At 48.8% G+C, this 26,196-nt stretch carries 30 protein-coding genes; 17 read left to right on the top strand and 13 right to left on the bottom strand.

Going from position 1 to position 26,196, the window contains the following annotated elements:
• Window positions 1–7 precede the first annotated feature (7 nt).
• The 5 genes from M4J38_RS19840 to M4J38_RS06980 are packed head-to-tail and all read right to left on the bottom strand — an operon-like array spanning window position 8 to window position 3,539.
• Window positions 8–310 carry a type II toxin-antitoxin system RelE/ParE family toxin gene (locus M4J38_RS19840; RefSeq protein ID WP_374662168.1) on the bottom strand — a complete coding sequence of 101 codons (303 nt, stop codon included), beginning with the start codon at window positions 308–310 and terminating at the stop codon, window positions 8–10.
• Window positions 307–549, bottom strand: coding sequence for a hypothetical protein (locus M4J38_RS06995; RefSeq protein ID WP_251758828.1), 243 nt, complete (start codon window positions 547–549; stop codon window positions 307–309). Before M4J38_RS06995 ends, M4J38_RS19840 begins: the two co-directional genes overlap by 4 nt.
• Before the next feature lie 41 nt (window positions 550–590).
• Window positions 591–1,349 (bottom strand): ABC transporter ATP-binding protein, encoded by a 759-nt coding sequence (locus M4J38_RS06990; protein ID WP_251758827.1) that lies wholly within the window; start codon window positions 1,347–1,349, stop codon window positions 591–593.
• 49 nt (window positions 1,350–1,398) lie between these two features.
• Window positions 1,399–2,460, bottom strand: a complete 1,062-nt coding sequence (locus tag M4J38_RS06985; protein ID WP_251758826.1) for a hypothetical protein — start codon at window positions 2,458–2,460, stop codon at window positions 1,399–1,401.
• Window positions 2,461–2,501: 41 nt separating this feature from the next.
• On the bottom strand, window positions 2,502–3,539 hold the full coding sequence (locus M4J38_RS06980) for a hypothetical protein (protein ID WP_251758825.1): 1,038 nt from the start codon (window positions 3,537–3,539) through the stop codon (window positions 2,502–2,504).
• Between the two features lie 83 nt (window positions 3,540–3,622).
• On the opposite strand from M4J38_RS06980, the gene M4J38_RS06975 reads away from it, so the two are divergent.
• The 3 genes from M4J38_RS06975 to M4J38_RS06965 are packed head-to-tail and all read left to right on the top strand — an operon-like array spanning window position 3,623 to window position 5,162.
• The gene (locus M4J38_RS06975) at window positions 3,623–4,402 is read left to right on the top strand and encodes a (Fe-S)-binding protein (protein WP_251758824.1); all 780 of its coding nucleotides are present in this window, start codon (window positions 3,623–3,625) and stop codon (window positions 4,400–4,402) included.
• 12 nt (window positions 4,403–4,414) lie between these two features.
• A complete protein-coding gene (locus tag M4J38_RS06970; RefSeq protein ID WP_251758823.1) occupies window positions 4,415–4,933 on the top strand; it encodes a hypothetical protein in 519 nt (172 codons plus the stop codon).
• Between the two features lie 25 nt (window positions 4,934–4,958).
• On the top strand, window positions 4,959–5,162 hold the full coding sequence (locus tag M4J38_RS06965; RefSeq protein WP_251758822.1) for a hypothetical protein: 204 nt from the start codon (window positions 4,959–4,961) through the stop codon (window positions 5,160–5,162).
• Here the strand turns inward: M4J38_RS06965 and M4J38_RS06960 are convergent.
• Window positions 5,128–7,542: an outer membrane beta-barrel protein gene (locus M4J38_RS06960; protein WP_251758821.1), complete on the bottom strand. Its 2,415-nt coding sequence runs from the start codon at window positions 7,540–7,542 to the stop codon at window positions 5,128–5,130. The two genes, M4J38_RS06965 and M4J38_RS06960, sit on opposite strands and share 35 nt — an antisense overlap.
• A 125-nt stretch (window positions 7,543–7,667) precedes the next feature.
• On the opposite strand from M4J38_RS06960, the gene miaB reads away from it, so the two are divergent.
• The 8 genes from miaB (at window position 7,668) to M4J38_RS06920 (ending at window position 14,944) form a co-directional block, all read left to right on the top strand.
• Window positions 7,668–9,083, top strand: coding sequence for a tRNA (N6-isopentenyl adenosine(37)-C2)-methylthiotransferase MiaB (miaB, locus tag M4J38_RS06955; protein ID WP_251758820.1), 1,416 nt, complete (start codon window positions 7,668–7,670; stop codon window positions 9,081–9,083).
• A gap of 18 nt (window positions 9,084–9,101) precedes the next feature.
• Window positions 9,102–10,361, top strand: a complete 1,260-nt coding sequence (locus M4J38_RS06950; protein ID WP_251758819.1) for a sigma-54-dependent Fis family transcriptional regulator — start codon at window positions 9,102–9,104, stop codon at window positions 10,359–10,361.
• Window positions 10,354–10,860, top strand: coding sequence for an LPS assembly lipoprotein LptE (gene lptE, locus M4J38_RS06945; protein WP_251758818.1), 507 nt, complete (start codon window positions 10,354–10,356; stop codon window positions 10,858–10,860). The genes M4J38_RS06950 and lptE overlap by 8 nt, the downstream gene beginning before the upstream one ends.
• A gap of 18 nt (window positions 10,861–10,878) precedes the next feature.
• On the top strand, window positions 10,879–11,814 hold the full coding sequence (locus tag M4J38_RS06940; RefSeq protein ID WP_251758817.1) for a hypothetical protein: 936 nt from the start codon (window positions 10,879–10,881) through the stop codon (window positions 11,812–11,814).
• Window positions 11,811–12,176 carry a preprotein translocase subunit SecG gene (gene secG, locus M4J38_RS06935; protein ID WP_251758816.1) on the top strand — a complete coding sequence of 122 codons (366 nt, stop codon included), beginning with the start codon at window positions 11,811–11,813 and terminating at the stop codon, window positions 12,174–12,176. Before M4J38_RS06940 ends, secG begins: the two co-directional genes overlap by 4 nt.
• A gap of 86 nt (window positions 12,177–12,262) precedes the next feature.
• On the top strand, window positions 12,263–13,312 hold the full coding sequence (mltG, locus tag M4J38_RS06930) for an endolytic transglycosylase MltG (RefSeq protein ID WP_251758815.1): 1,050 nt from the start codon (window positions 12,263–12,265) through the stop codon (window positions 13,310–13,312).
• Window positions 13,313–13,314: 2 nt separating this feature from the next.
• Window positions 13,315–14,277, top strand: coding sequence for a YihY/virulence factor BrkB family protein (locus M4J38_RS06925; RefSeq protein ID WP_251758814.1), 963 nt, complete (start codon window positions 13,315–13,317; stop codon window positions 14,275–14,277).
• Window positions 14,278–14,329: 52 nt separating this feature from the next.
• Window positions 14,330–14,944, top strand: coding sequence for a thioredoxin family protein (locus M4J38_RS06920; protein ID WP_251758813.1), 615 nt, complete (start codon window positions 14,330–14,332; stop codon window positions 14,942–14,944).
• Between the two features lie 10 nt (window positions 14,945–14,954).
• Here M4J38_RS06920 and M4J38_RS06915 read toward each other — a convergent pair whose 3' ends face one another.
• The gene (locus tag M4J38_RS06915) at window positions 14,955–15,257 is read right to left on the bottom strand and encodes a hypothetical protein (protein ID WP_251758812.1); all 303 of its coding nucleotides are present in this window, start codon (window positions 15,255–15,257) and stop codon (window positions 14,955–14,957) included.
• Window positions 15,258–15,332: 75 nt separating this feature from the next.
• Here M4J38_RS06915 and M4J38_RS06910 point away from each other — a divergent pair, with 75 nt between their 5' ends.
• On the top strand, window positions 15,333–16,271 hold the full coding sequence (locus M4J38_RS06910) for a hypothetical protein (RefSeq protein WP_251758811.1): 939 nt from the start codon (window positions 15,333–15,335) through the stop codon (window positions 16,269–16,271).
• Here the strand turns inward: M4J38_RS06910 and M4J38_RS06905 are convergent.
• From M4J38_RS06905 to groES, 4 genes are all read right to left on the bottom strand, one after another.
• Window positions 16,255–17,355, bottom strand: coding sequence for a mechanosensitive ion channel family protein (locus tag M4J38_RS06905; RefSeq protein ID WP_251758810.1), 1,101 nt, complete (start codon window positions 17,353–17,355; stop codon window positions 16,255–16,257). The genes M4J38_RS06910 and M4J38_RS06905 overlap by 17 nt on opposite strands.
• 142 nt (window positions 17,356–17,497) lie before the next feature.
• Complete coding sequence (locus tag M4J38_RS06900) at window positions 17,498–18,211, bottom strand: SGNH/GDSL hydrolase family protein (RefSeq protein ID WP_251758809.1); 714 nt, start codon at window positions 18,209–18,211, stop codon at window positions 17,498–17,500.
• 86 nt (window positions 18,212–18,297) lie between these two features.
• A complete protein-coding gene (gene groL, locus M4J38_RS06895) occupies window positions 18,298–19,932 on the bottom strand; it encodes a chaperonin GroEL (RefSeq protein WP_251758808.1) in 1,635 nt (544 codons plus the stop codon).
• A 47-nt stretch (window positions 19,933–19,979) separates the two neighbouring features.
• Window positions 19,980–20,261, bottom strand: a complete 282-nt coding sequence (gene groES / locus M4J38_RS06890) for a co-chaperone GroES (RefSeq protein WP_251758807.1) — start codon at window positions 20,259–20,261, stop codon at window positions 19,980–19,982.
• Between the two features lie 362 nt (window positions 20,262–20,623).
• Between groES and nusB the strand changes: the two genes are divergently transcribed.
• Genes nusB through M4J38_RS06865 form a run of 5 tightly spaced genes read left to right on the top strand, consistent with a single transcriptional unit; the run spans window position 20,624 to window position 23,643 of the window.
• Window positions 20,624–21,547: a transcription antitermination factor NusB gene (gene nusB / locus M4J38_RS06885; RefSeq protein WP_251758806.1), complete on the top strand. Its 924-nt coding sequence runs from the start codon at window positions 20,624–20,626 to the stop codon at window positions 21,545–21,547.
• A 45-nt stretch (window positions 21,548–21,592) separates the two neighbouring features.
• Window positions 21,593–22,051 (top strand): DUF1573 domain-containing protein, encoded by a 459-nt coding sequence (locus tag M4J38_RS06880; RefSeq protein ID WP_251758805.1) that lies wholly within the window; start codon window positions 21,593–21,595, stop codon window positions 22,049–22,051.
• A gap of 37 nt (window positions 22,052–22,088) precedes the next feature.
• On the top strand, window positions 22,089–22,430 hold the full coding sequence (gene yajC / locus M4J38_RS06875) for a preprotein translocase subunit YajC (RefSeq protein WP_251758804.1): 342 nt from the start codon (window positions 22,089–22,091) through the stop codon (window positions 22,428–22,430).
• 51 nt (window positions 22,431–22,481) lie between these two features.
• The gene (gene coaE, locus M4J38_RS06870) at window positions 22,482–23,090 is read left to right on the top strand and encodes a dephospho-CoA kinase (protein ID WP_251758803.1); all 609 of its coding nucleotides are present in this window, start codon (window positions 22,482–22,484) and stop codon (window positions 23,088–23,090) included.
• A 1-nt stretch (window position 23,091) separates the two neighbouring features.
• A complete protein-coding gene (locus M4J38_RS06865) occupies window positions 23,092–23,643 on the top strand; it encodes a CopD family protein (RefSeq protein ID WP_251758802.1) in 552 nt (183 codons plus the stop codon).
• Between the two features lie 5 nt (window positions 23,644–23,648).
• Here M4J38_RS06865 and M4J38_RS06860 read toward each other — a convergent pair whose 3' ends face one another.
• Window positions 23,649–24,332, bottom strand: coding sequence for a TrkA family potassium uptake protein (locus M4J38_RS06860; RefSeq protein ID WP_251758801.1), 684 nt, complete (start codon window positions 24,330–24,332; stop codon window positions 23,649–23,651).
• Window positions 24,333–24,352: 20 nt separating this feature from the next.
• Window positions 24,353–26,194, bottom strand: a complete 1,842-nt coding sequence (locus M4J38_RS06855; protein WP_251758800.1) for a TrkH family potassium uptake protein — start codon at window positions 26,192–26,194, stop codon at window positions 24,353–24,355.
• Between the last annotated feature and the right edge of the window lie 2 nt (window positions 26,195–26,196).

Genomic DNA, 26,196 nt, shown 5'->3' with positions numbered 1-26,196 from the left:
AGTTAACTCAATAATTTAACGGGCGCATTTTTGTATGTCTGATCCGGAGTACCCATATTTCATTTTCAACAATTACGTAAGTAATGCGATATGAATGAATTTCATAAGCCCTAAATGTTCCATCATTATCGTATTTGTATTTATCGGGAGGATACTTTTCAGGGTATTGCTGAAGTTGTTTGATAGAATCTAAGATAGTATCTCTGATTTTTTCCGCATACAGCTCCGAGTAAGGTCTGATAAAGTTGTAAATTTCTCGCAGCGATTCCGTGGCCTCCTTTTCAATTACAACCTTTCTCAAACTACTCACCAGCCTTTCATTTCATTTTCAAGTTCTTCAAGCGTAATAAAAGCACCATTCTTAATTCTGGCCACAGCAGCGGACAGTTCTTTATTGTAATCCTCCGCAGATAAGGTGCCCTCATCAAGAACTGATTTCTTGTTTAGTTTTACGAATTCCATGACCAAATCCAGAATAGATTTTTTCTGGTCTTCTTCAAGTTGATTAAAATACCTCAACAATTCCAAATCAAAAGCAGACACTGGCATATTATTCAATTTACACCAAATTTAATACTTTATTTCCAACCTTACTCCTCCCGCAACGTCTTCCCGGTAAGGTCGATAAACACATCTTCCAGGTTGGCTTTCTTCACTTCTTTAGGACGTTCAAATCCTCTTGAAACGAGTTCATCGATGAGTTGATCGGGTGAGGCAATGGCTATAATTTTTCCAGCGTCCACGATGGCCACACGGTCACAAAGTATTTCGGCTTCGTCCATGTAATGCGTGGTGATGATCACAGTGGTGCCGGTATTTCGGATGTCTCGGATCAGGTCCCATAAATTTCTCCTGGCCTGCGGATCCAGCCCTGTGGTGGGTTCATCGAGGAAGATGATCGAGGGTTTGTTGATGAGTGTTGTAGCTATGGAGAACCGTTGTTTTTGTCCGCCGCTGAGTTCCTTGAACTTCGCTTTCGCTTTATCGCGGAGCTGAACTTTATCCAGCAATGCCAGTGGTTCCACTGGCTGATTGTACAGGCCTGCAAACAGTTCTATCAGTTCTACCAGGTTCAGGTGCGGGTAGTAGCCGCTGCTCTGCAACTGAACGCCGATCAGTTTTTTGATGGCGTTGGGATTGTCATCCAGGTCTATCCCTTTCACCCAGACCTTGCCCGACGTTTTATCCCGCAGTGTTTCGATAATTTCTAGAGTGGTGGATTTGCCCGCGCCGTTCGGGCCCAGCAGGCCGAAGATTTCCCCCTCCATCACTTCAAAGCTGAGGTTGCTGACAGCCGTAAAATCACCGTACTTCTTTGTGAGTTCCTGAACGCGGATGATGGGTTGCATAGAATTATAAATATTGAAGCGAAGATAGTTTTTTGAATAGAAAGAACGGTTAGCCCATCTCCTCAAGTAGTTTACTGATGCGTTTGTCTTCCCTGAACATGGCCATTCCTTCGGAGAAACGCATGTAGGGAATGCCTTTTTTATGATTGGCGCGGCTGATCTTCCACAACAGTATCCAGTGGCGGATAATTTCCTTCCAGGCAAAGAAAATAGAATGTTCCGGATCATACATATGGGTGGGTTCGCTCCCCGCGCCGTTCAGTTCTATAATGGAAAATGCCTCTCCCTTCGCCAGCTTTTCCCAGCTTTCGAAACGCACGTCCATTCTCCCATAATAAAACCCGTTGATGCGGTTACAAATGCGATTAAATGTGTCCGTTAGTTGCGCATCTGCACGGAAACTGTGGTCGGTGAACTTAGCGCCGCGCGCGTGATTGCCGTATGGTACCAGTTCAAGTTTTTCTCCGTTGGCGGGAATATATTTCAACTGATCCCCGAGTTGCCGGGCCAGCACGGGCAGCTGGAGGATATGCCTGGGATCCTGTTGTAGTAAGGATTCCACATTGTCTTTTCCGTTCCCCTTCACCGTAAGAAATTCTTTGAACACGATTCCCGAAATGTATCCATTTTCCGCACCGGGCATCCGGTAATAAAATATCCCTGCTTCCAGTTCGTAAGGAATGAAGTCCTGCACAAGAAAGTCGAGTGTGGCCCCGGAAGCGTAGGCCACCAGTTCCTCCGCGGAATCTATTTTTTTCACGCCTCTGCCCCTTCCGCCGATATCCGGTTTGGCAATAAGGGGAAAATCAATGCCAGATGCTTTTACCTGATTAACCACCTCTTCTCCGGTTGTTCCTTTTGGGAAGAAAAGGGTCTCGGGATAATATTCAGGCGGCATAATATCGTAAATTTTCTTTTTGGATTCATTCAGAAAACCGCCGTTTTCAATGGTTGGATTGGAAGCGGAGAAAAAGAAAAAGCTCCGGGCACGAACGCCAAGCAAAACAAAGATCAGGTAGATTGGACCATATACCGTGTTAAAGCTCCAGTACTCCCAGTTAAAAAAACGGATGAACCGCGGGTGATTGCGCATTCTTTGCCACCAACTCATGCAAGGATTTTAAGATGAGGGTTGAAAATACAACAATCAGGTCAATCAAATTTTTCAAGTTGGGAAAAGTGGCGGGCGCTCTGGCGCAGGAAGCGCCATCCTTTCAGGAATCCCCAATAAGGGGTGCCGTTTCGGTGGTTGTACCGGCTGATCTCGAACAACACCTTCCAGTGTTTCAGTATCTCGCGGTAGGCCTGTCCCAATGTAAAACCCGCATCATAAATATGGTTGGGCTCGGCCCCTGCCCCGTTGAATTCGAGGATGGAAAAGCCTTTGCCCTGCTTCAGCGCTTCCACCGAATGGCATTTTATATCGTAGCGGCCATAAAAGAACTGGCCGGAAAAATTACTGAGGTCATCAAACACCTTCGTGAGCCTTTCGTCTATTTCGTGGGAAAGGTTGATGAAACGCGCGCCGCGGTTGTGGTTGCCCGCATACGAAAGATAGAAATGCTGTCCGGCCGGCAATACACGGTCAAGCCTGTGTTCGTGGCGTTGTTTCATCTCTTCCAGCCGCAGGCGTGCACGCGGATGCGCCAGGATCAGTTCCCACAGTGTAGATTGCCCGTTACCGTGCACTTCCAGCAGTTCTTTCTGGATAAAACCCGTGATCACCCCGTTTTTTTCTCCCGGGAAACGGTAGTAAAAAGCGCTGAGTTCTATGGGCATTTCGATCAGGTCCTGAACGATGTATTCCACTGGAATCCGCTGGTGGTATTTCTCCAGTTGTTCTTCGTGTTCTATTTTCCGGAAAAGAACCCCTTTCATACCCACATCAGGTTTCACCACGAAGGGGTAAGAAAAACCCGCATCGCTGATCTGTTTTTTCACCTGCTCAAATGGGATTCCCGGCTCAATGTAGATGGTTTTGGGATACAGGTCCTTTGGCAGTTGCTCGTACATCTCCTTTTTGCTTTCGCCCTGAAAACCGCCGAAAGTAAGCGTGGGATTGGAAGAACTGAAGAACCAGAACGATCTGCTGCGCAGGCAATACCAGACCCATATAAAGCTGAGTGGGAAATAAAGGACTTTGAATGGCAGGCGTTCCCAGTGCAGCCATCGGGTAAAGAGTAGTTTCACGCGCGTTCGTTGGTTTGAGGGCGCAAAAATACATTTTTGTAGTTTCACACGCATCATGTAGGTTTGAAGGCAAATTTCATAGGATGGAGATACCCGTAATGATGGACCTGTTTGCCCGTGGAGAAAGCCCTGAAGTGCTGTTCTGGGTGGGATGCGCAGGAAGTTTCGACCAAAGGGCGCAAAGAATCACAAAGGCTTTCGTAACGATCCTGCACAAACTTGACATCAAATACGCCATTCTCGGGAAAGAAGAAATGTGCACGGGCGACCCCGCCCGCCGTGCCGGAAACGAGTTCATGTTCCAAATGATGGCCTATCAGAACATCCAGGTACTGAACGGCTACGGCATCAAAAAAATCGTGACCGCCTGTCCCCATTGCTTTAATACGATTAAAAATGAGTACCCCGAACTGGGCGGTACCTATGAAGTGATCCACCACGCCACTTACCTCCAGGAACTGATCAACCAGGGCCGCATCAAAATGAAGGAAGACGGCATGTTCAAAGGAAAGAAAATCACCTACCACGATAGTTGCTACCTCGGCCGCGCCAATAATATTTACGAAGCGCCACGCGAAGTGCTCGCCGCGCTGGACGCGGAACTGGTGGAAATGAAACGCTGCCGCTCCAAAGGCTTATGCTGTGGCGCCGGTGGCGCCCAGATGTTCAAAGAAGAAGAAAACGGCACCATCCGCGTAAACCTCGACCGTTCCAAAGAAGCCGTGGGAACAGGCGCCCAGGTGATCGCCGCCGCCTGCCCTTTCTGCAATACCATGCTTACAGATGGTGTTAAAAATGAAGAAAAAGAGGAAGAAGTTGCCGTGCTCGACATCGCCGAACTGGTGGAGAAAAGCATGATTTAGTATCTTTGCCCCATGAATTTTGAGTTTAAACACCTTTTGCCCGAGGGTTTTTCACCCAACTCCCGGGTGTGGATATACCAGTCCTCCAGATTATTTCTGATCAGCGAAGCATTGCTCATCGAAGAAATGCTCCAGAACTTCGTGGCCCAATGGAACGCGCATGGACATCCCGTTAAGGGCTACGCCAATATGTTCTTCGGCCAGTTCATCGTGCTGATGGCAGACGAAACTTCCATAGCCGTAAGCGGTTGCAGCACCGATAGCTCAGTGCGGCTTATCAAGGAGATCGAACAAAAATTCGGCGTCTCCATGTTCGACCGGCAAAACCTGGCTTTCGCTATTGAAGGAAAAGTGCAGTTGCTGCCGATGGCACAAATTCCCTGGGGTATCGAAAAAGGATTCATTAAAGAAGATACTTTGTACTTCAACAACCTTGCGGCCACAAAAGAACAACTGGAAAACAACTGGCTGGTACCGGCAGGAAAAAGCTGGTTGGGGAGCAGGTATTTTAACGGTAAGCTTACCACATAATAAAGAAATGGGTAGTTTCGAATATATGCGACAAACCACCTTCATAACAGACGGTAACGGAAATAAAATTTCTGCAGTCCTTCCAATGAAAGCATACAAGCAGCTCATGGAAGAATTGCAGGAATTAGAGGATATCCGCGCATACGAGAAAGCAAAACATAAAAAAGAAAAACCCATTCCTCTTAAAGATGCTATCAACTCCCCTTCACTTTCTTCACCGCGTCATTAATTTGTTTTTGAGAAACCTGTTTGGGTGCGGGCGTTAAATTATAAGCCAGCCCGATGCGCAGGTTCTGCGTACGGCTGTAGCGTTCACTCGTAACCGTGAACTTCTCGTTATAAGTGACCGATTTGAATTGCTGCTGCCTGAACGGATCCACCACCATCATGGAAATGGTCATTCTTTTGTTCAGGAGTTTTTGTTGTAAGCCGAGTTGCATGGAAAGATTCGCCCGGGAACGGCCCTGCGGATCGGCAAAGGAATGGTAACGTGAACTCCCTTCCACCAGGAACAGCGGATTAAAGGTATAGGTCCAGTTCATAGAGGCGTTCAGTGATCCGCCATTCCGGTAACGGATGGAAGAGCGCGCATCGTTGAGGTATTCGCTGAAAAGGTAATGAATGCTGGTGTTCAGCCTGAATTTCCTTGAAAAAGTGTACCCGCCCCACAAACCAGCTTCGTACTCTTTCCTGCCTGCCAGGTTCTCAAACGTGATCTGTGTTTTTTCTCCCGGAATAGCCGTCCGCATCTGCTGAATGATGTCTTCTACTTTGTTGTAGCCCAGCGAAAAGTTCACATAAGACTTCCCTTTGTATTTACCCAGCGTAAGATCATAGTTGTGCGCGAGCGCCGGTGCCAGGAAAGGATTGCCAAACCGGATGTTATAAGGATCGGTGTATTCATCCACGGTAGGATTGAGTTCACGGATGCCGGGTCTGCGAACGGTTTTCCGGTAGGAAAGTGTGGCCGTACGGTTACCGCTCCACTCCTTCCGGAGCGTGGCCTGCGGCAAAAGATTGCCATAACGGTTGGTGGTAGGCGGCGTATTGCCGGTAAAAAACCGGAACCGCATAGCAGTTTGCTCGAAAGTCGTCCCACCGTTCACCTGCCATTTTTTATTGAGTCTGAAAATAACGGAACCTCTGTAACCGAGCACTTGTTGAAGAAAAACAAAATCGTTGCCCATGTGCGGGATCGGAACCTGCGCGCCGTTGTCACGATTGGTGTAAGATACGTCCAGTTTGTTGTTGTTTCTGCTGTTCAGGAAGGTGAAGCCGGTGGAAAACGTGAGTGGTTTCCAGCCTGAAGGATGTGTATAATCGGCCCGGATGTTCAGGCTGCGGCTCCCGTTATTGGTGAGTTGTTGCTGAATACTATCCGGGGCGATGGTCGTTTCATCTTTGGGAGAAAGGAAGCGCTGGGTGGCGATGCGTGTATTGTCGTACAAACCACCATTGATTCCCGCGATCAGCTTTAATTGCTGCGCAGGGTTCTTGCCTTTGAAAATGTACGAAGCGGTGGCGCCGGGTGTCACATTTCTGCCCAATGTACCGTTGGCGCGGGTATTCAGGCGATACACCTCATCGAAGCGGTTTACGTTCCGGTAGGCGGTTAAACTGAGGTTATCCAGGTCGGCATATTGCCCCTGCGCCACCAGGTTGAAACGGTGGCTTGGGTTGATCTCATAATCTCCGGATAGCCTGAAATGGGGCCGCCACTGGCTGTTATCGAAACGTCCGTTTGTAAGCAACTGACTGGTGGAATCCGTATAGAAGTTCTCGCGCCTCGACTGGCTGCTGCCGGGTGTTTGTGTAAGGGAATTACCGGCAATGAAGTCCACGGCCCATTTCTTATCGCGGTAGGAAAAGTTCCCGTTCAGGTTAATTTCTCCGCGTGTGCCGTAAAATGAATTGAGTCTTCCGGTAAAACCAATCTTTCCTTTTTTGGTTACGATATTGATCACCCCACCTTCTTCACTGGCGTATTGTGGCGGCGGGTTCATCATCATTTCAATTTTTTCAATGGCTGAACCCGGAAGCGATTCCAAGAGATCCGCAAGTTGCTGTGCATTCAGTCCGGTGGGTTTATCATCAATCAGAATACGGGGTTCTTTGCCTTTCAGTAAAAGTTTCCCATCCGGATCGCTGGCCATCATGGGCATGTTTTTCAGCAGTTCGCCAGCGCTGGAACTATTGGCTGCGGGGGAAGCGGAAACATTCATGGTGAGCACACCGTCTTTATCTTCAAACAATGGTTTTTCCGCCACCACCACTACTTCCTCCATTTGCGGGGAAATCGTTTCCATGGTAAAATCTGGTAACCCTGGCGCTCCCGGTGCTATCTCATTCAATACCAAATCAAGAAAACCGGTGCCTGTTATGCTGAGCGTGTATTTTTTTAGCGGAATGCTTTCAAAGGAAAATTTCCCCTGAGCATCTGTACTTGTATTAAAGACAACGGTGGTATCGTCATTTGCCTTGAGAGATACCGATAATCCTTCCAACACCGTTCCACTGGTATCTTTTACCATACCTGCTAACCGGGCACGCAACTGCGCTTCCGAATGGAAACACAAGCAGCATAGCAGTAAAACAAAGTAATAACGCATGAGTGGTGCAGGTTACAAGGGGGAAACAGGATACAAGTTAATCGATTTGACTGAAAATAGCGCATTCTGCCAGTTTGTCACCATTGTTTCATTCCCTATCTTTGCCCCCTAAACAGATTTTTCAGATGTTGGAGGCAAAGATCCAGGACGAGAGCAGGCAGGGAGAAGCGTTCGCTCCGTTCGCAGCTGATCCTAATACTTACGCGAAGAAATTTTACATAGAGAGTTATGGCTGTGCCATGAATTTCAGTGACAGCGAAATCGTGGCATCTATTCTTCAGGAAAAAGGCTTTGGCGCCACCCGCAATTCGGAAGAGGCGGACCTTATCCTGGTGAACACCTGTTCCATCCGCGAAAAAGCGGAACAGACCGTCCGCAAACGCCTTACCGAGTTTCGTAAATTAAAGGATGCACGTCCGGGAACATTGGTGGGCGTGCTGGGCTGTATGGCTGAAAGACTGAAATCGAAACTGCTGGAAGAAGAAAAACTCGTGGATATGGTGGTAGGGCCCGACGCTTACCGCACATTGCCAGGTCTCATAGAAGAAGCGGAATCTGGTCAGAAAGCCGTGAACGTATTGCTGAGCCGGGAAGAAACTTATGCCGATATCGCTCCTGTTCGCCTGGATAGCAACGGCATTACCGCCTTCGTAAGCATCATGCGCGGTTGCAACAACATGTGTTCCTTCTGCGTGGTGCCTTTTACCCGCGGCCGCGAACGCAGCAGAGATGCACAATCCATAGTTGCAGAATGCCGTGAACTTTTCGAAAAAGGTTACAAAGAAGTAACCCTGCTGGGACAGAACGTAGACAGCTATTACTTCACGCCTGAAGGTAAAAACGAAAAGCCCATTACTTTCGCTGAATTGCTCGAGATGGTCGCGCTCGTTTCACCGGAGTTACGGGTACGCTTCAGTACCTCCCACCCGAAAGACATTACAGATGATGTGCTGCATACCATGGCGAAATACGAAAACATCTGCAAGTGTATTCACCTGCCCGTTCAAAGCGGTTCGTCCCGTATCCTTCAATTGATGAACAGGACCTATACCCGTGAATGGTACATCGCGAAGGTGAACCGCATCCGCGAGATCATGCCCGATTGCAGCATTACTTCCGATGTGATTACCGGTTTCTGTTCTGAAACAGAAGACGACCACCTGGAGACCATCTCCATCATGGAGTATTCAAAATACGATATCAGTTACATGTACTTTTACAGTGTGCGTCCGGGAACCCTCGCCCACCGCCGGTACGAAGACGATGTACCCCTGGAAGTGAAGAAACGCAGGCTCGCCGAAGTGGTGGAAGTACAGAACAGGCTCTCGAAAGAAAGCTACAGGAACGATATCGGGAAAACCTTCAAAGTACTAATAGAAGGCAATTCCAAAAGAAGTGAACACGATTGGGCGGGAAGAAATTCACAAAACAAAGTGGTGGTGTTCCCTAAAGGAAACCATGCTTATCAGAAAGGCGACTACGTCATGGTAAAAGTGAAGGATGCCACACAGGCCACTTTACTGGGAGACATTGTTGCCTGATAAAACGGAAATATACCAATGGATTTACAAAGCATAAAGAACAGATTCGGCATCATCGGGAACTCGCCGGCCCTCAATTACGCGCTGCAGGTGGCCGCCCAGGTAGCCAACACAGACCTTACCGTATTGATTGTGGGGGAAAGCGGTGTGGGTAAGGAAGTCTTCTCGCAGATCATTCACGCGCTCTCGGCCAGGAAGCACAACCCTTTTATAGCCGTGAACTGTGGGGCCATCCCCGAAGGCACCATTGATTCAGAACTTTTCGGCCACGAGAAAGGTTCCTTCACGGGAGCGGTGGACGCCCGGAAAGGTTATTTTGAAACCGTGAACGGCGGTACGATTTTCCTGGATGAGATCGGCGAAATGCCGTTGGGCACGCAGGCAAGGTTGCTCCGTGTTCTGGAAACAGGAGAATTCATCCGGGTCGGTTCTTCCAAAGTGCAGAAAACCGATGTGCGCGTGATCGCCGCCACCAACCGCGAATTGCTGGAAGGTACAAGGCAGGGGAAATTCCGGGAGGACCTTTATTACCGGTTAAGCACCGTGCCCATCAGGGTACCTTCCCTCCGCGACCGTAAGGAAGATGTGATGCTCCTGTTCAGAAAATTCGCGGTGGACTTCGCGGAACGTTACAAAACCTCCCCCGTTCAACTGGATGAGGAAGCGAGAAATATGTTAATTAACTATCCCTGGCGTGGAAATGTGCGGGAACTGAAGAATATTGCGGAGCAGATATCGGTACTGGCGCAGGATAAGCATGTAGGTGCGCAGGAACTGAGCAGGTTCCTGCCCGATGGCACGCACCACACCAACATGCCGGTACTGGCCGGGAATCAGCATCAGGGCTTTAGTGGAAACGATTTTTCCAACGAAAGAGAAATCCTTTACAAGCTGTTCTTCGATATGAAGAAAGATGTAACGGAACTTAAAAAGATGTTCCTTGAGATTTTGCAGAACCCACAGGTGGCCGCGCAACATCCCGGCATCATCAACGAGCTGAAAGAGTTGAAAACAACGGAAATGTTCCAGCCCCCGGCGCTGGTGCAACCCGTACAGCAAATGCCCGCCACGGCACAACCGGTAATCCTGCACAACGAACATGATATTCACCACCATGAAGAAGTGGAGGAATCGCTCAATATCATGGACAAAGAAAAAGAACTGATCGTGCGCGCATTGAAAAAACACAAAGGAAAACGGAAAGACGCAGCCACAGACCTGGGCATCAGCGAAAGAACACTTTACAGAAAACTCAAAGAGTACGATATCAATGAATAGAATAGCTGTTTTTACACGTTTCCTCACCCTGATCGGCATACTGTGGCTCCTGCCCGGGTGCTACACTTTCAAGGATGTTTCCATTCCGCCTGAGATTAAAACGGTGAAGGTGAATTATCTTGAAAACAAAGCCAGGTACATCAATCCTACTTTATCGCCGCAACTGACGGACAGGCTGCGCCAGAAGATCGTGAACCAGACCAGACTGATCCAGACGAATAACGACGATGCGCATTACGTGATCTCCGGGCAGATCACCGGTTACGATGTAATCACCACAGGTGTTTCCCAGCAACAGGCTTCGGTGAACAGGCTGAACGTTACGTTTCACCTGGAACTTCGGGATAACGTGAACAACAAGGATACGGAAAGCGATATCAGCCGTAGCTTCGACTTCTCCGCTAACCTTTCCCTTTCCCAGGCCGAGGCCCAGTTGAGAGAGGATATTCTCAAAAACCTGACCGACGAAATTTTCAATAAAATCTTCTCTAACTGGTAAGTTTCTGTAAGTTTGATTATGATGCAAACCGCCGTTGATGAAATGGTCTATCGACTGCTGCGCAAAAAATCGCTGGCGGAAACCAGCGTGCAGCAATTGGAGGACCTGGTGAAGGATTATCCTTATTTCCCGCTCACACGCTTTCTGCTCGCGCGCAAGGCGCTCGAAAATAACCTTCCGCAGGTTGAAGAACGGCAGAAAATGGCAGCCGTTTACATGCCCGATGTCCATTGGCTGCAATATGTTTTGCACGATGGTCTTTCGTATAACGATGCGGTGGTAGCTGAGGAAGCCGAAGAAGATGTATTCGGGGAAAACGACCCAACTGATGCTTCCCCGGAGGAGCCGGTAGTGGCAGAAATTCCCGCCGTGCAAGCCGTATCTGATCCGCCGCCTTCCACCTGGGCCGAAGCAGCTATTCATGATGAACCGGAAGAGCCGGCTTTAGAAGAAGAAGAAGAACTGGTTGATCCACGACTGCAGCAGGAAGTTCCATTGCCAACAGATGAAGGACTGGACCAAACGATCGCTGCACTCAAAGCAGGTCCTGCTAAAACCACTGTTCCGGAAGATACCGCGATACCTGTTGATCCTTATCACAGCATCGACTATTTCGCGTCCCAGGGCATACAACTGAAGAACGACGACCTGAATAAGGACCAGATGGGAAGGCAACTGAAGAAATTCACAGAGTGGCTCAAAACCATGAAACGCATTCCCGCCTCGGAAAGCACCGCCGATATTGACGATGCCACGAACCAGAACATCCAGAACATCGCCGCCCATTCCATAGCCGGTACCGAAATCACCACGGAAGCCATGGCCGATGTGCTGGTGAAACAAAAAAGATACGACCGGGCCATTGAAATGTACCGCAAATTAAGTTTGCAGAATCCCGCCAAATCCACTTATTTTGCGTCTCTTATTGAAGATTTAAACAAATTATTGTCATGAACCTGCTTTTTCTGATACTGATCATCATTGCTTCCGTGGCGCTCGCATTCTTTGTACTGGTACAAAACCCCAAAGGTGGCGGACTGGCCGGTAACATCGCCGGTTTCAGCAACCAGTTCATGGGCGTTAAACAAACCACCGACGTATTGGAAAAAGGTACCTGGATCTTCGCCGTTGTGGTAGGATTGCTTTGCATCCTCTCCGCACTGTTCATTAATTCAGGTTCTAAAGGCGGCAGCAATGTACTGGACAAACTGAATACCAACCCGGTAAATACCACCACCCCGGTAACACCCGCTCCTGCCAATACAAACCCGGCCGGAACCACCACCCTTCCCGGTGCAGATTCCACTAAAAAGTAATTATTTCTTTTTGAAATAGAAGAACCCTGTCGCACAGACAGGGTTTTTTGTTTAATTTGTTCCCGCACAAAAAGAAAAACCATCGGATGAAAAAAGCCTTCCTTGTTACGCTTGTTGTAATGCTTGCCGGAGCGGCCATTGCGGCCTATTTCTTCAATGCCCGCACCACTTCCTTTGAAGGCAAAAAGAAATTCGTGTACATCCCTACCGGAACAAACAGTAAAGAAGCAGTGCTTGATGTCTTAAAGAAAGATTCAGTACTGCGTCAGCCCTGGCTCTTCAACCTGTTCGCCGACCGGCTCGATTACTGGAAACAGATCAAACCAGGCAAATACGAGGTACCCGCGGGGATGAATACTTTTCAACTGGTACGGAAACTGCGTTCGGGCCAGCAAACACCCGTTAACCTGGTGATCAATAAAATACGCACCGGTAAACAACTGGCGCAAATGGTGGGCAATAAATTCGAATGTGATTCCGCCGCTTTCCTGGAAACCATGTACTCCAGAGAATTTCTTTCAGCACATGGACTAGATTCAGCAACCGCGATCAGTCTTGTGATACCCGATACCTACACGTATTACTGGAACAGTGATCCGGCCACCATCTTCTCCAAACTCGTTAAAAGACACAAGGACTTCTGGAATGAAGAACGAAAAGCAAAGGCCGCAGCCAAAGGCTTAACGCCCACCCAGGTATATACCGTCGCCTCCATTGTGGAAGAAGAAACGAACAACCGCGCTGAAAAAGGAAACGTGGCCAGCGTTTACCTCAACCGCATAAAAATCGGGATGCCGCTGCAGGCCGATCCTACCGTAAAGTTCGCGTTACAGGACTTCACACTGAAGCGTATCTACCAGAAACACCTTACCGTATCTTCCCCGTACAATACTTACAGGGTGAAAGGGTTGCCTCCGGGCCCCATTTGCACCCCTTCTTCCATTACCATTGATGAAGTGCTGAACGCACCTGAAACAAAATACATTTACTTCGTGGCCAGCAGTCAGTTCAACGGCACGCACGTATTCGCGGCCGATTACCCCACACATCTGAAATACGCGAAAGAATACCAGAAAGCACTCGACAGCCTGTTCCTGAAACGCCAGCAAAAAGCAGATACCAGCTTAGGAAAATAAGCATGACCAAACTGGAGAGGATTATATGGAACCTTGCCCCGTTGCGCTTCATCCGGGAGAAAAGCAAACACATCCATGTGCCCGGCTTCCAGGGGCTGCCACTTTACGATGTGTCGCGGTTCTTCTTCAAACAGGTAAAAAAAGTTGGGTTGAATGAACGTGCCGCCGCTATTTCCTTCAACTTCCTCATGGCCATCCCGGCCTCCTGCATCTTCCTATTCACACTGGTGCCCTATCTGCCGGTATCGAAGCAATTCACGGAAGAACTACTGGTACTGGCAAGAGACATTACGCCTAACTATAATACCTATACGCTGGTAAGGGACTTCATCAACGACTTCCTGAACACCCCCCGGAGCGGCCTCCTCTCCTTCGGTTTCCTGCTGGCTGTTTTCTATGCCAGCAACGCCATGATCGGGATCATGCGCTCCTTCGACCGCTCGCTGATCCCGGTTAGAAAGCGGAACTTCTTTTCCTACCGCTGGATGGCCATCAAACTGACCGCGTTGTTTATTCTGCTGGTAATAGCCACCATCGTGGTGCTGATTACCCAGGGAAAGATCCTCGAATACATCCTGCAATATTTCAAACAGGATACATTTGCGGTGCGCTTTCTCATCAAGCTGATCCGCTGGGTCGTGATCATGGCGCTGTTTTTTTACAGCATCGCGTTTATTTATAAATACGGTCCTTCCGTGCACAAGCGCTGGAAGCTGATATCTCCCGGAACCGTGCTGGCCACTTTCCTGATCATCGCCACCACTTACCTGTTCTCCTTCTGGGTCAACAACTTCAACAATTTCAATAAGATATACGGTTCCATTGGTACCATCATCATCCTGATGCTGTTTATCTTCATCAACTCATTGATCCTGCTGATCGGGTTCGAATTGAACGTCAGCCTTACCTATCTGCGCCAGCAATCTGAAGAAAGAGTTAAAAATGAAAAGCCGGTTGCGGGATGATCGGTATTTTTTCCTGAAATTTAGGTATTGGTTCACTTTAAATAGATTAGCTATGAAAAGTCTTTTCCGCATAACAATGCTTGCGTTGGTAGTAATAGCGGCGGCAAGTTTTCGTGTAACCCTTGATCCGCTTCCCATAGGTGCCAAGGCGCCCCTTCCTGATTACAGGATGAAAAACCTTCAGCAGAAGCGTGTTTCCATGAACGATTTAATGGGAAAGAAAGGCCTGCTCGTGATGTTCACCTGCAATACCTGCCCTTATGTAATTAAGAATCAGGAGCGCACGAAAGCGATCGCTGCTCATGCCAAAGCTAATAACATCGGTATCTTACTGGTGAACTCCAATGAAGCCAGTCGCAGTTCCGACGACTCCTTTGAAGCGATGAAAGCGTATGCCGCCGAACAGGGCTACGACTGGAATTATGTGCTGGATGAAGGCTCCAAACTGGCCGACGCCTTTGGCGCTTCGCGTACCCCCGAGTGTTACCTTTTCGACAAGGAATCCAAACTGGTTTACCACGGCGCCATCGATGATTCGCCTGCCGATCCGGAAAACATCAAACGGGAACACCTGAAAACGGCCATCGATGAGCTGGTGAAAGGAACACCGGTTTCCGTTACCAACAGTCGTTCCGTAGGTTGTGGTATCAAACGCGTGAAAGGCTGACAATACTGAATTATCCGCGGTTCTTCAACTCATGGTAGCGTTGCTCTAATTGTTCCCAGCGTTGTCTTTTGTAGAAGATGGCCACGAATACAGCGATGATGAGCACCGCCACGATGAGGACATTAGGGTTGAACTGTGTATTGCCCACCATATTGGCGCGCTTGTACCAACCGGAAAGGTAATTGAGGATGATGGGCAAACCGAAGATCAGTCCAAGCGGAAGCCCGAACATCAATTGCCTGGTCCACTTCTTTTCTTTATCGCGGTTCTTCTCCCAGTATTCCAGGAAAGTCTTTTCTTCTTCGGTCAACATAGCGGCTGTTTGGGGCAAAGGTACGACTATGTGTTTTCTCATAAAATACGTACATTGTGTGAAAACCAATAGATTTTGAAACTACCGTTACTCCTGGCCCAATACCTATACCAGTACAAGCAACTTTCGTTACCGGGCATCGGCACCTTCCAGTTTGAAGGACAGGTTCCGGAAGAAAAATCCCCCGCCTCAGGCACCGTACAGTTCGCACCCGGCGGCACAAAATCCTTTGAACCTGAACTCATCGATTTCGTAAAATCTCATACCGGTAAGATGCGTACCCTTGCCGAAGCTGATCTGGACTCCTACCTCATCGATATCAAAGAATTCATCAACATCGGTAAACCCTGCTTCCTGGAAGGCATAGGCACCCTCACCAAAAACAGGGACGGCAGCTACGATTTTGTGCAGGGTACTCCTGTTCACACCAAAATCGAAGAAGTGAAGACCACGCTGGTTGAAAAACCGGTGGCCGTACACGAAAAAGAATACTACAGCGAAACGGCTTCCCGCAGCACCATGCGCACACTTTTTTTGGGTATAGCCATATTTGCGGGTATTGGTCTGATTGGTTGGGGCGGTTATTTCTTTTACAAACAGTATGAGGCGCAAAACCTTTCTGGCAAAGCGCCTGAAGACTCTTTATTATCTGCTGCTCCAGATAACGCGGATTCATCGGTTATAACTGAACCCGATTCCACCAGCATTTCCAACAATTCATTACAAGATACTTCCACTACCGGACTGAATATGCCCGCGCCCGAGGTTGCTCCTCCCGTCACAACGGCACCATCCCCCGGACAATGGAAATTTGTGATCCGCACAGCGCCGCGCCCGGCGGCCGAAAAAAGGTACCAGCAATTAAAAAGTTATGGTATCCCCGTACAAATCCAGGCCGTGGATTCCACCACTTCCATCGTGTATCTTAGTCTGGCCGTACCCGTTACAGATACGGCCAGGGTGAAAGATTCTTTACGGATATATTATGCTTCTCCCGTCAGGATAATAAGGTAGCGGAAGATTTCTTCGCATCATCTTTCCCGTTTCCGCCCATATTCTCCATGAAAAGCGTTTGTGTGGGGAATGCGAAGGAAATGCCTTTGGTGTTGAAGGTTTCGAATATCTCAGTAAGAACAGCCTGGTGAATATCCATGTAAATGTTGTAATCAGGACTTTCGATAAAATATACGGTTTCGATGTCCAGACTGAAATTACCGAAGTTCATAAAATGAGAACGGTCGAACGTAGCGTTCTCCTGTTTTACAATGATCTCTTTGATGATGCCCGGCGCTTCTTTTAAAAGTGCCGTGTCGGTATTATACACGATCCCAATCTTGAACAATACCCTTCTGCGCGCCATTTTTTTGTAGTTGTGAATGCGCGAATTGGTAAGATCGGTATTGGAGAAAACCAACTGTTCTCCTGAAAGGGTTTTGATCCGGGTGGTTTTTACCCCCACATGCTCCACGATACCGTTCTTATCATCCACGACCACGAAATCGCCTAATTCAAACGGCCGGTCGAAGAAGATTACAAAATAGCTGAACAGGTCGGCCAGGATGGCCTGCGAAGCCAGGGCGATGGCCACACCGCCGATTCCCAGACCTGTGATCACCGCTGTAATGTCGAACCCGAGGTTATCAAGCAGGAATACGATTCCCAATGCCCACACCACAATATTCACCACAATCATGATGCCTTTCACCTGCGTTTGCTTCTCTTCCCATTTGTCCTGCCTGCGCATGTAGCCGGTGAGAATATGGCTCAATACTGTTGTGATCAGTTTAATCGCGAAATACGTCATGACCACAGATAATGCGATCCTTGCCACCTGGCTGGTTCTTGCGCTTAAGGTCAGGTAATGTAAAGCAGCGTACACCGCGGCCACATTCACGATCGGGAGGATGGACTTCTCCACGATCTGTATCAGAATATCGTCAATATTACTCGTGGTATTGGCCGAGAATTTTTTCAGCCGCGAAAGAATGATTGACCTGAAAATCCTGATGGCGATGATGATGCCGATAAAAATACCCAGTGCGATCAGATAATCCTGGATACTGTTGCCCCAGTACTCCCTTTGAAGAATTGATTCCATGCTATCGATTTAAAAGTGAACGATCAATTTCCGGTGAGTGGTAGTGCAAATCAGGTTCCAAAGGTAGGAAGAAATTTTTGGGGAGGATCGGGCACCGTTAAAATACGGGTACCCGGTGCCGCCGCTATAGCGGTGGCACCGCTTAGGGGCGTAAGGCGTTTTTCACTACCGGGACCAGCATTTTGGCCCACTGGGTATAGGCTTTTCCGGAGAAGTGCAGGCTGTCGGATGCAATAAGGGAAGGATCAGAGGCCGCAGTTCTTGAGGCGGTGGTAACGTCTACGTAAGCGATGCCGGCCTGTTGTGTTATTTTTTTGTTGATCGCGTTGAACTGGTCTATTTCGCGGCTGATGCGCTCTGTATCGGCCCCTCTTGCAAAAGGTGTAACAGCATAGTCGGGGATGGAGAGTACAATCACCCTTTGTGGCCGGTTGCCGGCAAACTGCACTGCTTTGGAGAGTAGTTGTGAGAACCCGTTCGTGTATTCCTCCTGTGACCGGCCCTGGTATTGGTTGTTAACGCCGATCAGGAGGGTAACCAGGTCATATTGCGGGGAGGTTGGTTTATCCTGGAGTGCGTACCACAAATCTGCCGTGGTCCAACCGGTCCTGGCAATGATTTCGGGGGATGCGAAGCGGATGTTTTCCTCCGCAAGCAGTTTTACGGCCTGAACGGGATACCTTTCAGCGGGCAGCACGGATTCACCTATGGTGTAGGAATCGCCGAGGGCCAGCCACCGCAATGTGGTGTCCGTTTGTGGTAAAGGCGCGGACGTTTCATTTTTTCTGCAATGCGCCATGGAAAACGACAATGCGCCGAGTAAGCAACTCCATTTCAGGATGGCCGGTATTTTCATACCTTATATACGGATGAAAGGGCTGCCTGGTTCAATAAAAAACCCCGCTCTTGTGGAGCGGGGTCTCTTTTTTAAGACTATTCAGCTTAGTAGCCCATGTCCATTCCGGGAGCGCCGGGATGAGCGTGTGCTTCTTCTTTCTTGGGTTTATCGGCGATTACGCACTCAGTAGTGAGGAGCATACCGGCGATAGAAGCGGCGTTCTCAAGGGCAACACGGCTTACTTTGGTAGGATCGATCACCCCTGCTTTGAACAGGTTTTCGAAGTTCTCGGTGCGGGCATTGAAGCCGAAATCACCTTTACCTTCTTTGATGCGTTGTACCACGATAGAACCGTCGATACCTGCGTTAGCGGTCAGCGTGCGGATGGGTTCTTCCAGTGCACGGCGAACGATGGCCATACCGGTTTGTTCGTCGGCGATCTGGCCTTTCACTTTCGCTTCCAGGCTTTCAATGGCGCGGATGAACGCGACACCACCACCGGGAACGATACCTTCTTCTACTGCGGCGCGGGTAGCGTGCAGGGCGTCGTCAACACGGTCTTTTTTCTCTTTCATTTCCACTTCTGTAGCGGCACCTACGTACAGTACGGCAACACCGCCAGCCAGTTTGGCCAGACGCTCCTGGAGTTTCTCACGATCGTAATCGGAAGTTGTGTTCTCCACCTGTGCTTTGATCTGGTTTACGCGGGCAGTGATATCGGCTTTTTTACCTTTACCGCCTACGATAGTGGTATTGTCTTTATCGATGGTAACAGAAGCAGCCTGACCAAGGGAAGAAAGGTCGGCCCCTTCCAGTTTGTGGCCCAGTTCTTCGCTGATAACGGTACCTGCGGTCAGGATCGCGATATCAGTCAGCATTTCTTTTCTGCGGTCACCGAAGCCAGGTGCTTTAACAGCGGCCACTTTCAGGGTGCCACGCAGTTTGTTCACCACCAGGGTAGCCAGTGCTTCACCTTCGAGGTCTTCTGCGATGATGAGCAGCGGACGGCCACTTTGAGCTACTTTCTCCAGGATATGGAGGATGTCTTTCATGGCGCTGATCTTCTTGTCGTAGATCAGGATATATGGGTTCTGCAGTTCAGCTTCCATTTTCTCGCTGTTGGTCACGAAGTAGGGAGAAATGTAGCCACGGTCGAACTGCATACCTTCCACTACTTCCACAGTAGTATCGGTACCTTTAGCTTCTTCTACGGTAATCACCCCTTCTTTACCTACACGGGCGAAAGCTTCGGCGATGAGTTTACCGATGGTTTCGTCGTTGTTGGCGGAGATGCTGGCCACCTGCTGGATTTTTTTGGAATCGTTGCCTACGGTCTGGCTTTGTCCTTTCAGGTTTTCCACCACCAAGCTCACGGCTTTGTCGATACCGCGTTTCAGGTCCATAGGGTTAGCGCCTGCGGCCACCATTTTCAATCCTTCGGAGATGATGGATTGTGCGAGAACGGTAGCTGTTGTGGTACCGTCTCCGGCGATGTCAGCAGTTTTGGAAGCCACTTCTTTCACCATCTGGGCACCCATGTTCTCGATGGGATCTTCCAGTTCAATTTCTTTTGCAACACTCACACCATCTTTAGTAATGGAGGGGGCGCCGAATTTCTTTTCGATTACCACGTTACGGCCTTTTGGACCGAGGGTAACTTTCACTGCGTTGGCAAGCGTGTCAACGCCTTTCTTCATCCTATTGCGGGCTTCGATATCGAAGAACAATTGTTTAGCCATGTTATTGTAGAATTAAAATGATTCAGAAAAAAAATGAGGGAATTTGATTAAACGATCGCGAGGATATCGCTCTCACGCATGATGAGGTAATCCAATCCTTCGATGCTGATTTCCGTTCCGGCATATTTGCCATACAGAACGGTATCGCCCGCTTTCACAGTAACGGGTTCATCTTTTTTACCGGGACCTGCGGCTACCACGGTACCTCTCTGGGGTTTTTCCTTGGCGGTGTCGGGGATAATGATTCCGCCGGATGATTTTTCTTCAGCAGGGGCTGGTTTTACGATCACCCTGTCGTGCAAAGGAGTAACACTTAACTTCTTAGCCATAGTAGTATGGTTTTTTTGTAGTTTATGAATACAGTGCCTGTACGGCGCATAACGGATAACTAATTCTGTACCAAAGCCAATCTTCCGGTATTTTTTTCAGGTTTGGCAGGAACAAAGGGTGGGAAAGGCTGGCGGCAATGTCAATTTTTCAGCGAAGCTATCATTGTTAGGCTTTATAAAAAAATCCAATGACAAATTTGTCACGTATATAAAACCATTCGGCCTGCGCCTTTACCCGGAACCACAGCTTATTTGCTCCGTACCCTGTTTTTTCCCTCTGCATAAGCGCCCAGCCGGGCAGAAATGCTTTGAAAGTATGCCGCAATGTCCTAATTTTGCCCGCCTAAATCAGTTCTTAATACATGATCAGCAGAAGAAACATCAGGGTGAAAGTGATGCAGAGTTTGTACACGCTGGACGCCCTCGAAGCAGATTTGAAGCCGGGAGAACCGGCGAAGATACTCCAGAAACATCTTGATCAGACCCGGGAACTGTTCGTTTACCTCGTTTACATGGTTACTGAGATCGCGCGTTACGCCGAAACCGACAGCAGGCTCCGCTCCTCCAAACACCTCCCCTCGCAAGAAGACCTGAACGTGAACATCAAGCTCGCGGGCAACGAATTGCTATGGAAAATCATGGAAGATCCCGCCTGGGCCATCGCCCTGGGTTCCGTAAAACCACAACACGTGGAAGGTTCCGCCGAACTGGTGCGTAAACTCTACCTCGAACTGGTGGAATCCGACATTTATAAATTGTACATCCTCCAGGATGGCAGGGAAAAGAAAACGGAAAAGCAGATCATCGAATACATCTTCACCCAACTGATGATGGGCAGCGACGATTTTCTGGGACACGTTGAAGAGCATTTCTCCAACTGGGACGATGATGCCGAAATGGTGCACCAGCTCACCCTTCAATACATTCTAAAACCCGGCAACGGCGCTTTCCAGGAAATGGTGAGCAAAGAAAAACGTGAATTCGCCTTCGGCCTGCTCCGCACCGTGCTGGAGAAAAAAGAGACCAATATGGAACTGATCCGCCCCAGACTCAAAAACTGGGACGCGGAACGGATCGCCGTACTCGACCTGATCCTGCTCCAGATGGGGATTTCAGAATTTCTTTACTTTGAAACCATTCCCCCGAAAGTAACCATCAACGAGTACATCGACCTCGCCAAGGAATACAGCACCCCGCAAAGCGGACAGTTCGTGAACGGATTGCTGGATAATATTCACAAAGACCTTTCCTCAGCGGGCAAGTTGCACAAAGTGAACTTCCGGTAAACCGATATAAAGCAATTAATTACCTTTGCCTCTCAAATAAATTCTATGAAGCGATTTATATTGGCATCCTTACTGCTCGCCGGCTTCCTTGCAGCCTGCAACAACGCGGATACGCAGGGTAAAAACGCGACCCTGCAACCCGACCCGCAACTTGGTCCCGAGCAGGTAGACAGCAGTACCTTCACCACCATTCAGTGGATCGATTCGGTGAAGCAGGTCGGTAAGATCAACGAAGGACAAAAGCTGGTGCTCAGTTTCAGGTTTAAAAACACCGGCGATAAACCCCTTATCATTCAAACCGTCTCTCCCGGTTGTGGCTGTACGGTGGCCGATAAGCCCGAAAGGCCCATCGCTCCCGGCAACGAAGCCGAGATCAAAGGCGAATTCGACAGCAATGGGCGCGTGGGTATGCTGCACAAGACCATCGTAGTAACCGCCAACACCAAAGGCACACAAAGCCATACCCTCGTTTTCGAAGGCGAAGTGGTGGCCATGAAAAAATAACCTCAGGGTTCAATCCAAATCATATAAATAAGTAGCAATGACACAAGCATTTTTTTTCCTGGCGGCCAACCCCGGTGGCGCACAAGGCGGTTCAGGATTTCAGTTCATTTTCCTGGGACTCATGATCGTGGTTTTCTGGTTGTTCATGATCCGCCCGCAGGCTAAAAAAGCGAAAGAACAAAAGAAGTTCATCGAAAACATGGAAAAAGGTTCTAAAGTAGTGACCATCGCAGGCATCCACGGCACCGTTTTCAAAATAAACGAAGATGGTACGATCCAGTTGGAAGTGAGCCCCGGCAGCTACCTGAAGATCGAAAAATCCGCCATCTCCATGGAATGGACAGCGCAACTGAATAAAAAAGCAGAAGCCGCCAAATAACTGAAAGCCGGATTCATTTCCGGCTTTTTCTTTTCATTTTTTCCTGCTCACATGACGTTCAAAGTAGGCATTACCGGTGGCATTGGCTCGGGAAAATCAACCGTGGCACAGGTGTTCTCCACACTGGGTGTACCCGTTTATTATGCGGATGATGCCGCCAAACACATTATGAACGTGAATCCCGAAGTGAAGCAAGCAATTGTAGGCATATTCGGGGAAGATGTTTACGAAGGCGGCACCTTACAACGCAAGGTGCTTTCTTCCAAAGTGTTCAACGACAAAAACAAACTGGCGCAGCTCAACGCTATTGTACATCCCGCCACCATCCGCTTCGGAAACGAATGGCTCGCACGACAAACCTATCCATACGCCATCAAAGAAGCCGCGCTGCTTTTTGAAACAGGCACCGCCGCCCAGCTCAATTTCATTATAGGTGTTTACGCACCAGATGCTTTACGCATCCACCGTGTGATGGAGCGGGATAACGTTTCAAGGGAACTGGTGAAACAACGGATGGAAAAACAAATCCAGGAACAGATCAAAATGCGTTTGTGCGACGCCGTGATCGTCAACAACGACCAGGAAATGGTGATTCCGCAGGTTTTAGCCTTGCACGAACAACTGCTGGAACGCGCCAAAGCAAAAGACCAAACCACCTGATATGGGAAACCTGTACATCAAAGCGCTGCACATCATATTTGTGGTGACCTGGTTCGCCGGGCTGTTCTATATGGTGCGCTTGCTGATCTACCATACAGAAGCGCAGGTACGTCCGGACGCTGAACGGAAAGTATTACAGGAACAGTACCGTATCATGCTCACACGCCTTTGGTACGGCATTACCTGGCCCTCAGCCGTATTGACCCTGGTGTTCGGGCTCTCCACGCTCTTCAGCGGAAACTGGCATCTGATTGTGTTCCGCCCGGAAGGGAGGTGGCTGCTGATTAAACTGGTATTGGTGCTGCTTTTATATGGATACCACTTTTCGCTGCAATATCTCTATAAAACACAGCTTAGGGGTAAATTTCAGTATTCTTCGCAGCAATTGCGCGTTTGGAACGAGGTCGCCACCATCTTCCTCGTGGCTATCGTCATGCTCGTGGTGGTAAAAACGGGACTCAGCCTGGTTTGGGCACTTGGTGGATTGCTAGTATTCGTGATCGTTTTGATGAGCGCGATCAGAATCTATAAAAATATCCGTTCGGGAAAATAAAGTCCTCAGGATTCGAGGAACCGCTCCAGGTCGCCGATAGCGCCAAACAGCACCAATATATCCCCTTCGCGCATCGTGGTGTCCGAGGAAAGAACGCCCAGTACCTTTGGCTTTCGTCCTTTCAAACCAAAGATATTTTTCTCCTCAACATTACGGATAATGGTTACAAGCTGCACTTTGTACTTCTCCGTCCATTCAATTTCGGACACTTTCCTGTCAAAAAAACGGACAGGAATTTCGGCTTCCAGCAATTGGTATTCATCGGATACCTTAAACGAATCGATAGCGCCTTTTACATCCAGTTTGTAAGCCAGTCGTTCAGCGGAATCTTCTTCAGGATAGGTGAACTCGTTGATGTTCATGGCTTCGAGTACCGTCTTTTGCAAAGGAGAAGTAACCCGGCAGATGATGCGCTTTACTTTCAGTTCCTTCAGCAAAGCGGTGGCCATAATGTTTACGCCTTCATTCTCTCCTATCGCCACAATGGCGGCTTCTACATCGGCCAGTGGCAACACCTGCATCGCGCTTCGGTTGGTCGCGTCAAGCGTAATGGTATGCGTGATCCTGTTTTTCAGTTTATCGGCCAGTTCAGGCTTTACATCCGTGCCAATCACTTCATGCCCCAAACCCACCAGCTTCTGCGAAAGAGAGGCGCCAAAATTGCCCAAACCAAATACTACGAATTTCATCATTCAAATTTTAAACCGCATCAGAAACTGATCTCTTCCTGCGGGTACCTGTAATAAAGTTGCTGCTGTTGTTTCACCAGTGCCACGCACAAAGTGAGCGCCCCCACCCTTCCGATGAACATGGTGGCGACAAGTACCACCTTACTGAAATCAGTAAGCGAAGGCGTCAAACCAAGTGTGAGTCCTACTGTTGAAAATGCCGAAAACACTTCGAAAGAAAGTTTAATCAAACCAAAATGCCCGTCGTTTACCGAGAGCAGGAATACCGCCACCCCGATCACGATCAGCGAGAGCATCATGATGGCAAACGCCCTGTTGATGGAGTGTTTGGATATTTCTACCTTTGCATACTCAGTCCTGTCCTTTCCCCGAATGATGCTGGCCATATTCAGCAAGGCCACCGCGGCCGTGGTTGTTTTGATACCGCCACCAGTTGAACCTGGCGACGCACCAATCCACATCAGCAACAGGTAGATCATAATGGTGGGCAACCGCATGACGTTCGTGTCAACTGTATTGAATCCCGCGGTTCTGGCCGTAACGGAGCCGAAAAAACTGCTGATAATCTTGCCTTTCATCGTGGGATGCACGATAAGTCCGGCATTTTGTTCAAAAATGAAAAAACTTATGGTGCCCGCCACCAATAGTATTGTAGTGGTAACCAGTGCCAACCGGGTATTGATGTTCATGAGCCGGGGCGTATACCTTCTATTGTCCCTTCCCAGTATCTTTTGTTTCAGGTTGAATGCTTTGGAGAGTCCGTAATTGTAGATATTGAACACGATGGGAAAGCCCATTCCACCCAAAATGATCAGCCCGGCAATTACAATGTGCAGGAAATAATTGAACCGGAAATGAAAGTTGAAAAGACCGTCGGGCAAGGTGGAGAAACCGGCATTGCAAAAAGCGGAAACGGAATGAAATACGCTGAAGAATACCTTGTGCAATTTTCTTTCAAACAAAACATCTTCGAGGGAGAAATACAATATGAATGCACCCACGGCTTCGAAACAAAGCGTAACCAGGATGATCTGGTTCACGGTCCGGATCACCGTGCCGATCTTATCTCCGCTCATCATGTCCTTCAACGCGAGTTGGCTCTGGAAGGAAGCGCCACCCGACATGGCATATCCCAATAAACCGGCGAAAGTCATGATGCCCAATCCGCCGATCTGTATCAGCAACAACAGGATCACATGGCCGAAAGTGGTGAAATGCGTGGCCGTGTCCACAACGGTAAGGCCGGTAACACAAACCGCGCTGGTGGCCGTGAAAAGCGCGTCGGTAATACTGATGCCCTCCACAGTGGCCCTTGGCAGGGATAACAATCCTGTTCCTACCAGGATGATCAGGAGAAAGCTCAGCACGAAAAGCAATGCGGGGTTGAAACTTTTCTTATAAATAAAACCCAGCAAATGCGAGGCTTCGGTAATCAATAAGAACAGAATCCCGCCGTACAGCACCAGTTTATTGATGAAATAAGTATTGGTCCGTTCTCCGGCCAGGATGATATTGTCCCAGGAAGGTCCGTTGTACAGGTAAAAGAAGAGTACCAGCAACACAAGATGGAACACACGCGCCGACCGTTTTTTCGGCACAAAACATTCCCCGGTAAAACGGAGCGCCATGGCGATTACCAGCAGCAGCAGCAGAAAGCGCAGTACCAGTGAAAGCTGAACCTGGTTGTTGTAGAAAGTATTGAATCCAAGATCGTACACCACTATCGCGCCGCATAAAAAACTGAGCAGCGGGATAAACCAGGTAAGCATGCGCAGCAACAGGTTCCTTACGGCAATGCCTGCAATGGTAAGCTGGTGGAGGAATCTTTTGAATCGTAGAAAATTGCGCGCCCTTCTGAACATAC

It is taken from the genome of Parasegetibacter sp. NRK P23 (genome assembly GCF_023721715.1).
GTDB lineage: Bacteria > Bacteroidota > Bacteroidia > Chitinophagales > Chitinophagaceae > Parasegetibacter.
The sequence above is the reverse complement of the archived record's forward strand: the minus strand, read 5'-3'. Positions and strand labels throughout refer to the sequence as shown.

Excerpts from the sequence above, each read along its gene's own strand:
- M4J38_RS06995 (WP_251758828.1), bottom strand. The coding sequence starts at position 549 with ATGCCAGTGTCTGCTTTTGATTTGGAATTGTTGAGGTATTTTAATCAA.
- M4J38_RS06990 (WP_251758827.1), bottom strand. The coding sequence starts at position 1,349 with ATGCAACCCATCATCCGCGTTCAGGAACTCACAAAGAAGTACGGTGAT.
- M4J38_RS06985 (WP_251758826.1), bottom strand. The coding sequence starts at position 2,460 with ATGAGTTGGTGGCAAAGAATGCGCAATCACCCGCGGTTCATCCGTTTT.
- M4J38_RS06975 (WP_251758824.1), top strand. The coding sequence starts at position 3,623 with ATGGAGATACCCGTAATGATGGACCTGTTTGCCCGTGGAGAAAGCCCT.
- M4J38_RS06970 (WP_251758823.1), top strand. The coding sequence starts at position 4,415 with ATGAATTTTGAGTTTAAACACCTTTTGCCCGAGGGTTTTTCACCCAAC.
- M4J38_RS06965 (WP_251758822.1), top strand. The coding sequence starts at position 4,959 with ATGCGACAAACCACCTTCATAACAGACGGTAACGGAAATAAAATTTCT.
- M4J38_RS06960 (WP_251758821.1), bottom strand. The coding sequence starts at position 7,542 with ATGCGTTATTACTTTGTTTTACTGCTATGCTGCTTGTGTTTCCATTCG.
- miaB (WP_251758820.1), top strand. The coding sequence starts at position 7,668 with ATGTTGGAGGCAAAGATCCAGGACGAGAGCAGGCAGGGAGAAGCGTTC.
- M4J38_RS06950 (WP_251758819.1), top strand. The coding sequence starts at position 9,102 with ATGGATTTACAAAGCATAAAGAACAGATTCGGCATCATCGGGAACTCG.
- lptE (WP_251758818.1), top strand. The coding sequence starts at position 10,354 with ATGAATAGAATAGCTGTTTTTACACGTTTCCTCACCCTGATCGGCATA.
- M4J38_RS06940 (WP_251758817.1), top strand. The coding sequence starts at position 10,879 with ATGATGCAAACCGCCGTTGATGAAATGGTCTATCGACTGCTGCGCAAA.
- secG (WP_251758816.1), top strand. The coding sequence starts at position 11,811 with ATGAACCTGCTTTTTCTGATACTGATCATCATTGCTTCCGTGGCGCTC.
- mltG (WP_251758815.1), top strand. The coding sequence starts at position 12,263 with ATGAAAAAAGCCTTCCTTGTTACGCTTGTTGTAATGCTTGCCGGAGCG.
- M4J38_RS06925 (WP_251758814.1), top strand. The coding sequence starts at position 13,315 with ATGACCAAACTGGAGAGGATTATATGGAACCTTGCCCCGTTGCGCTTC.
- M4J38_RS06920 (WP_251758813.1), top strand. The coding sequence starts at position 14,330 with ATGAAAAGTCTTTTCCGCATAACAATGCTTGCGTTGGTAGTAATAGCG.
- M4J38_RS06915 (WP_251758812.1), bottom strand. The coding sequence starts at position 15,257 with ATGTTGACCGAAGAAGAAAAGACTTTCCTGGAATACTGGGAGAAGAAC.
- M4J38_RS06905 (WP_251758810.1), bottom strand. The coding sequence starts at position 17,355 with ATGGAATCAATTCTTCAAAGGGAGTACTGGGGCAACAGTATCCAGGAT.
- M4J38_RS06900 (WP_251758809.1), bottom strand. The coding sequence starts at position 18,211 with ATGAAAATACCGGCCATCCTGAAATGGAGTTGCTTACTCGGCGCATTG.
- groL (WP_251758808.1), bottom strand. The coding sequence starts at position 19,932 with ATGGCTAAACAATTGTTCTTCGATATCGAAGCCCGCAATAGGATGAAG.
- groES (WP_251758807.1), bottom strand. The coding sequence starts at position 20,261 with ATGGCTAAGAAGTTAAGTGTTACTCCTTTGCACGACAGGGTGATCGTA.
- nusB (WP_251758806.1), top strand. The coding sequence starts at position 20,624 with ATGATCAGCAGAAGAAACATCAGGGTGAAAGTGATGCAGAGTTTGTAC.
- M4J38_RS06880 (WP_251758805.1), top strand. The coding sequence starts at position 21,593 with ATGAAGCGATTTATATTGGCATCCTTACTGCTCGCCGGCTTCCTTGCA.
- yajC (WP_251758804.1), top strand. The coding sequence starts at position 22,089 with ATGACACAAGCATTTTTTTTCCTGGCGGCCAACCCCGGTGGCGCACAA.
- coaE (WP_251758803.1), top strand. The coding sequence starts at position 22,482 with ATGACGTTCAAAGTAGGCATTACCGGTGGCATTGGCTCGGGAAAATCA.
- M4J38_RS06865 (WP_251758802.1), top strand. The coding sequence starts at position 23,092 with ATGGGAAACCTGTACATCAAAGCGCTGCACATCATATTTGTGGTGACC.
- M4J38_RS06860 (WP_251758801.1), bottom strand. The coding sequence starts at position 24,332 with ATGAAATTCGTAGTATTTGGTTTGGGCAATTTTGGCGCCTCTCTTTCG.
- M4J38_RS06855 (WP_251758800.1), bottom strand. The coding sequence starts at position 26,194 with ATGTTCAGAAGGGCGCGCAATTTTCTACGATTCAAAAGATTCCTCCAC.